At 74.0% G+C, this 6,649-nt stretch carries 4 protein-coding genes; all 4 read left to right on the top strand.

The features are described from left to right. The coding region (locus tag C1A33_RS17095; protein WP_101832484.1) for an ATP-binding cassette domain-containing protein at positions 1-2,761 on the top strand (2,761 nt) is incomplete at its 5' end. 73 nt (positions 2,762-2,834) lie between these two features. Continuing rightward, positions 2,835-4,217, top strand: coding sequence for an ATP-binding protein (locus C1A33_RS17090; RefSeq protein ID WP_101832482.1), 1,383 nt, complete (start codon positions 2,835-2,837; stop codon positions 4,215-4,217). Next, entirely contained in the window at positions 4,214-5,509 is a 1,296-nt protein-coding gene (locus tag C1A33_RS17085) for an acetyl-CoA hydrolase/transferase family protein (protein WP_101832483.1), read from the top strand. Before C1A33_RS17090 ends, C1A33_RS17085 begins: the two co-directional genes overlap by 4 nt. Positions 5,510-5,696: 187 nt before the next feature. Further along, positions 5,697-6,649 (top strand): Acg family FMN-binding oxidoreductase (locus C1A33_RS17080; protein ID WP_101832481.1); only part of this gene is annotated, 953 nt, incomplete at its 3' end.

The raw sequence follows: 6,649 nt of genomic DNA, 5'->3' as shown, positions 1-6,649 counted from the left end.
GGCTCCGCCCGCACCACCGACTCCGCCACAGGCCTCGGCAGCGCGCCCGCCCTGGTACGCGGCCTCGGCTGGTGCCACGCCATCGCCGGCGCCAGGGCCGTCACCGGCGCCAGGGCCGTCACCGGCGCCAGGGCCGTCACCGGCACCGGGGCCGGCGTCGTCGCCGGCTGTACCGCCCGCCGCATCGGCCCCGTCCTCGGCCCGCCCGCTCGCGGCCGGCGCATGGTGGACACGCACTCCAGGCGCCACCGCACCCACCACACCTCCTGCACCCAGCGCATCTCCCGCACCCAGCACACCTCCTGCACCCACCACACCACCCGCGACCTCGACGCCTCCCGCAGGCGCGGCCGCCTCGCCGCCACCCACCCGCGCACCTGGATGGTGGCAGGCCACGACTCCGGCGCCGCCAGCGTCGCCCACCCCCGTCCAGCCGTCCCCGCCTGTCCAGCCGTCCCCGTCCGTCCAGCAGGCCGCGCCCGTCCAGCAGGCCGCGCCCGGTGTCCAGCCGTCGGCGCCGCCCGCCCAGCCGGCCGCATCCGCCGCCTCGCCGCCGTGGCCCGCGGCCGCCTCCGCGGCAGGCGGTGCGTCTCACACCGGGCCGACGTCGACGCGGACAGCGGCGCCTTCGCAGTCGGCGCCGATCGGGCCATCGGCCCCGCCTCCGGTGCGGCGTCCGTCGCCCGCGTCGACGGGGTCGAAGCCGGGGGAAACCCGTGGCGGAGGGTGGTGGCAGGGGCCGGCCACCGCGCTGCATCCGGTCGGGGGAGCGTCGGTGGTCATCGGCCGGGCGCCCGAGTGCGACGTCATGCTCGACGATCCGCTCGTCTCACGCCGGCACGCGGAGCTGCGGCAGGCCGGGTCCGGGTGGCGCATCGTCGACCTTGGTAGCTGGAACGGGACGTTCGTCAACGGACGTCGGGTCGGTGAGGCCACGGTCTCGACGGACGACATCGTCGGCATCGGGCACGCTCTGCTGCGGCTGCAGGGCGGGACGCTCGTCGAGTACACCGACGAGGGCGACATCTCCTTCGAGGCCGACGACCTGGTTGTCACGCGCTCGGGGAAGCGGCTGCTCGACGGGGTCGGGTTCGCGCTGGGGCGGCGCAGCCTGCTGGCCGTCGTCGGGCCGAGCGGGGCCGGGAAGTCCACGCTGCTCGGTGCCCTGACCGGGCAGCGCCCGGCCGACTCCGGCGAGGTCCGCTACGCCGGGCGCGATCTCTACGCCTCCTACGACGAGCTGCGCCAGCGCATCGGGCTCGTCCCGCAGGACGACATCCTGCACTCCCAGCTGACGGTCCGCCGGGCGCTGCGATACGCCGCCGAGCTGCGCTTCCCCGCCGACACCCCGGCCGCCGAGCGGCACGCGCGCGTCGAGGAGGTGATCGGCGAACTGGGGCTGACCGACCAGGCGGCCCAGCGCATCAGCACTCTGTCCGGCGGGCAGCGCAAGCGCACGAGCGTCGCCCTGGAGCTGCTCACCCGCCCGTCGCTGCTCTTCCTCGACGAGCCGACGTCCGGCCTGGACCCGGGCATGGACAAGTCGGTGATGCAGACGCTGCGAACCCTCGCCGACGACGGCCGCACGGTGGTGGTAGTCACGCACTCGCCGGCCCAGCTCGACGTGTGCGACCGCCTGCTTGTGCTCGCCGCCGGCGGCCGGCTCGCCTACTTCGGCCCGCCGGGGGAGGCGCTGGCCTACTTCGGCGAGCGGGACTTCGCCGACATGTTCCTACTGCTCGACCGGGACCGCAACGTCGACTGGACGGCGCGATTCCGCGCCTCGCCCTACCACGCCAAATACGGGATGCCGGGCTCCTCGGCGCGGCCCGCGAGTGGGCCGGCGTCGGGGGGTCCGGGAGGTCCGGGGGGCCGGACGTCCGCACGGCCGGGCGTGGGTTCGGCGGAGCCGGCCCGGCCGGTCCCCGACCTGCCGCCGCGCCAGCAGCCGGCGCTACGCCAGTTCTCGGCGCTTGCCCGCCGGTATCTCGCGGTGATCGCGGCCGACCGCGCCTACGCCCTGTTCCTGCTGGCGTTGCCGCTGGTGCTCAGCCTGTTCGCGCAGCTCCTGCCCGGCAGGCACGGCCTGTCCGTCGCCGCAACCGGCACCGGCGACGAGGGCATCGGGACCATGATGGTCGTGCTCGTCCTCGGCTGCGTGTTCACCGGTTTCGCCGGGGCGTTCCGCGAGCTGGTCAAGGAGCGATCTGTCTTCCACCGCGAGCAGTCGATCGGGCTGTCCCGGGGCGCGTACCTGTGGTCGAAACTCGTCGTGCTGGGCCTGATCACCGGGCTGCAGGCGGTGATCCTGGCCGTCGTCGGGCTCGCCGGTCAGCCCGGGCCGGACACGCCGGTCGTTCTGCGCGGCAGCGGGCTCGCCGAGGTCACCGTCGCGTTGGTCGTCGTCTCGGTGGCCGCGATGGTCCTGGGGCTGCTGGTCTCCGCGCTGATCGCGAACGCCGACCGCGGCATGCCGATCCTCGTCGTCATCCTGCTCCTGCAGTTCCTGCTGGGCGGCACGCTCATCCCGCTGCACGGTCATCCGCCGTTGGAGCAGCTGGGCGACCTGATGCCGGCCCGCTGGGGCCTCGCGATGGTCGGGGCCACGACAAAATTCAATCCGAAGTCCGACCCGATGTGGGAGAACGATGCCGGCACCTGGGGGATCGATCTCGCAGCCGCGCTGCTGCTGACCGTGACCCTCGCGGGGTCGACCTGGTACGCGCTTCGCCGCGGGGCGGCACCCCGTCGGGGACGGTGACCATCGCGACGGTCCGGGCGGGAGTCGACGGCGATAGTGTCTGTCCAGTGGGGCATTTCTGGATGATCAGCTGATGCGCGCCGACGAACTCCGTACGCTGAGCGTCTTTGCCGGGCTCACTGACCCGCAGCTCGGACAGCTCGCCGAGGACGGCGCCGAGCTGTCCGTGCAGCCCGGGGTGGAGCTGTTCCGCGAGGGCGAGCCCGCGGACCACTGGTGGGTGCTCGTCGAGGGCGCCCTCGACCTGGAGCGGCACATCGGCCGGGAGAAGACCGTGGTCAGCCGGATGGACGTGCCGGGCCGATGGGCCGGCGGCTTCCGCGCCTGGGACGAGCAGGGCATCTACCTCGCCACCGGCCGCGGCGCGAAGCCCGGCCGGGTGCTGCGGATACCCGCCGCCGCGCTGCGAGACCGGGTCGACACCTGGTTCCCGTTCGGCAGCCACCTCCTCCAGGGCGTCTACGGAACAGCGCGGTCCATCGAGGCGACGGCCCGCCAGCGCGAGTCGCTCGTAGCCCTCGGCACGCTGGCCGCCGGCCTCGCCCACGGGATCAACAATCCGGCGGCGGCCGCCACCCGCGCCGTCGACGACCTTGCCGCCAGCTGCGAGACCCTGCTCTGCGGCGCCGTTCGCCTGGCAGGCGACGGCCTGACCGGCGGGCAGCTCGCCGCGCTGGACGAGCTGCGCCGGGAGATCGCGACCGCCGCCGCGTCCCACGACCCGCTGGCCCTCGCCGACCGCGAGGACGACCTGTCGTCCTGGCTGATGCGCCACGACGTCGACCGCGACTGGATCCTCGCCCCGACCCTGGCGGCCGCCGGGGCCGACGTCGCCTGGTGCGAGCGCGCGGCCGCCGTCCTGGGGGAGGCGGCGCTGGGGCCGGGCCTGGAATGGGTCGCCGGCGCGCTGAGCACCACCACGCTGCTGGCGGAGCTGAAGGAATCCACCCAGCGCATCTCCGGGCTGGTGAGCGCCATCAAGTCCTATTCGCAGATGGACCGCGCGTCCATGCAGCACATCGACGTCACCGACGGACTGGAGAGCACACTGATCGTCCTCGGAACGCGCGTCGGCGACGGCGTCACCGTCGAACGCGACTACGCCGCCGGCCTGCCGCGGATCCCGGCGCATGCCGGCGAGCTGAACCAGGTGTGGACAAGTCTCATCGACAACGCCCTCGACGCGATGAACGGCAGCGGGACGTTGCGCCTGACCCTGCGCGCCGACCCGGACGCCGTCGTCGTCGAGGTCGCCGACACCGGCCCGGGGATGCCACCCGAGGTCGCCGCCCGCGCCTTCGACGCGTTCTTCACCACCAAGGGTGTCGGCGAGGGCGCCGGCCTCGGCCTGGACATCGCCCGGCGTATCGTCGTCGAACGCCACACCGGCACGATCACCATCGACTCCGCGCCGGGCCGCACCGTGCTGTGCGTCCGCCTCCCCACAGGCCGATGACGAACACCGCCCCCCAACGCGTGACCGCCGACGCACTCGGCTCCCTGGTCGCCAGTGCGCTGCGCCACCGCGCCGACGGCGCATCGGGCCCCGACCCGGCCGCCTCCGCCGCCTCCGCCGGGCCCGAGGGGTCACCTCTGGTGGTCGCGTCCGGGAACTGTGCGACGCCGTCCGTCGCCCTGCGCGCGATCGACGCCGCCGTCGCGTCCTACCGGTTGTTCGTCCTCAACGCGCACGGTGACATCCCGCGGCGGGCCGGGGTGATCCCCACGACGCCGTTCGTGGGGCCGGCGATGCGCGGCGATCCGGCGCTGCGCTACCTGCCATGCCGGCTCAGCCTGGTCCCGCGCCTGTTCAGCGGGCCGTGCCGGCCGGACGTCGTCGTCGTGCACACGAGCGTGCCGGTCGACGGCCGGGTGTCGCTGGGCACCGAGGTCAACATCCTGCCGGCGGCCGTCGAGGCGGCGCGGGCGGGCGGCGGCCTCGTCGTCGCCCAGATGAACCGGCGGATGCCCTACACCCACGGTGACGCCGAACTGCCCGTCGAGGCGATCGACGCGGCGATCGAGGTCGATCTCCCGCTGGCGAGCCCCACCCCGCGGCCGGTCGACGCCGGGCGGGCCGCGATCGGCGAACGGGTCGCCGCGCTCGTCCCCGACGGCGCGACCCTGCAGCTCGGTATCGGCGCCGTCCCCGACGCCACCCTGGCGGCCCTGTCCGGCCGGCGTGGCCTGCGGATCTGGACGGAGACCTTCTCCGACGGCGTCCTCGACCTCGAACACGCCGGCGCCCTCGACGCCGACAGCGCGCTGACGACCAGCTTCGTGCTGGGATCGGCCGAGCTGTACCGCTGGATCGATCGCAACCCGCGCGTCCGGCTGCTGCGCACCGAGACCGTCAACAATCCGGCCGAGATCGCCCGCCAACGGACCATGACGTCCGTCAACACCGCGCTGCAGGTGGATCTGCGCGCCCAGACGAACGCCTCCCACGTGCACGGACGGATCTGGTCCGGATTCGGCGGCCAGCCCGACTTCGTCGCCGGCGCCCTGCACGCCCCCGACGGTCACGCGATCATCGCCCTGCCGAGCTGGCACGCGAAGTCGGGGACGTCGACGATCGTGCCCGCCATCACCGAACCGACCACGAGCTTCCAGCACAGCTATGTCGTCAGCGAGCACGGGACGGCCGAGCTGTGGGGCCGCAGCCAGCGCGACCAGGCCGACGCCCTCATCCATGCCGTCGCCGATCCCCGCGCCCGCGAGGAGCTCACCGCCGCGCTCACCGGCTGACGGCGGCGACCGGGGCCGAAGCTCCCCTCTGCCCAGGACCATCGTCCTCCCACTGAACAGCGTACGGATGGCGCATGCTCCCGCCTCGGGGGGAACACTGAACATGCCTGAACACGACACGTTCGAACGAGGACCGGCCCGGCGGCTCGCCAGCACAACCCCGCCCGGGCGGTGGAGGAGCGCAACGATGACCACTGGGGCGACCACACTGTCGATCGACCAGGTCCGAGCGGCGGTGGAGACGGCGATCCTCGCGCCGTCGATCCACAACTCGCAGCCCTGGCACTGGCGGCTGCGCGAGGACACCCTGGAGCTGTACGCGGATCTCACCCGGGCGCTTCCCGTCGCCGACCCGGACCACCGCCAGCTGCTGATGAGCTGCGGCGCGGCCCTGCTCAACGCCTGGCTGTCGCTGCGCGCCGCCGGCCTCGAGGTCCAGCTCGAGGAACTGCCGGACGGCGACGACATCACCACCGGACGGCTGGCCACCCTGCGCGCCGTCGGCCGCTGTGAGCCGGCACAGGGTGATGTGGCGCTGCTCACCGCGATCGTCCACCGGCACACCGACCGGCGCCCGTTCGACCCGGCCACGCTGCCCGTCGAGCTGGTCCGCGGGCTGCGTCACGCCGCCGAGACGGAAAGCTGTTGGCTGGTCCCGCTGGACCGCACCAGCGCCCGGGTGGAGCTGTCCGTCCTGCTCGCGCACGCCGACTGGATCGAGGCGCACGACCCGGAATACCAGGCGGAGCTGCGGCAGTGGAGCCGCACCGACCCGAACGCCACCGACGGCATTCCCCGCGACGTGGTCGTCGGCCATGAGCGGGCGCGCCAGTCGGAGTTCCCCGTCCGTGACTTCGACGTGGTCGGCGAGGCCGGTCAGCACCTCGGCGAGCTACAGGTCGAGCACCCCGGTGTGCTCATCATCGGCACGGACGGCGACAGCCCGACGGACCGCCTGCATGCCGGCCGGGCTCTGGGCCGGGTGCTGCTCGTCGCCACCGCCGCGGGAGTTGCCGCGTCCCCGCTCGGCCAGGCGATCGACATCCAGGCAACCCGCGGCCTCGTCCGCGAGGCGACCGGCGGCAGCGGCGAGGCGCAGATGATCCTCCGCGTCGGCTACCCCGACCCGGCCGCCACCCC

The organism is Frankia canadensis, from assembly GCF_900197875.1.
Lineage (GTDB): Bacteria > Actinomycetota > Actinomycetes > Frankiales > Frankiaceae > Frankia > Frankia canadensis.
The sequence above is the reverse complement of the archived record's forward strand: the minus strand, read 5'-3'. Positions and strand labels throughout refer to the sequence as shown.

Bases quoted from the DNA above. Each gene is read 5' to 3' on its own strand.
- C1A33_RS17090 (WP_101832482.1), top strand. From the start codon at position 2,835: ATGCGCGCCGACGAACTCCGTACGCTGAGCGTCTTTGCCGGGCTCACT.
- C1A33_RS17085 (WP_101832483.1), top strand. From the start codon at position 4,214: ATGACGAACACCGCCCCCCAACGCGTGACCGCCGACGCACTCGGCTCC.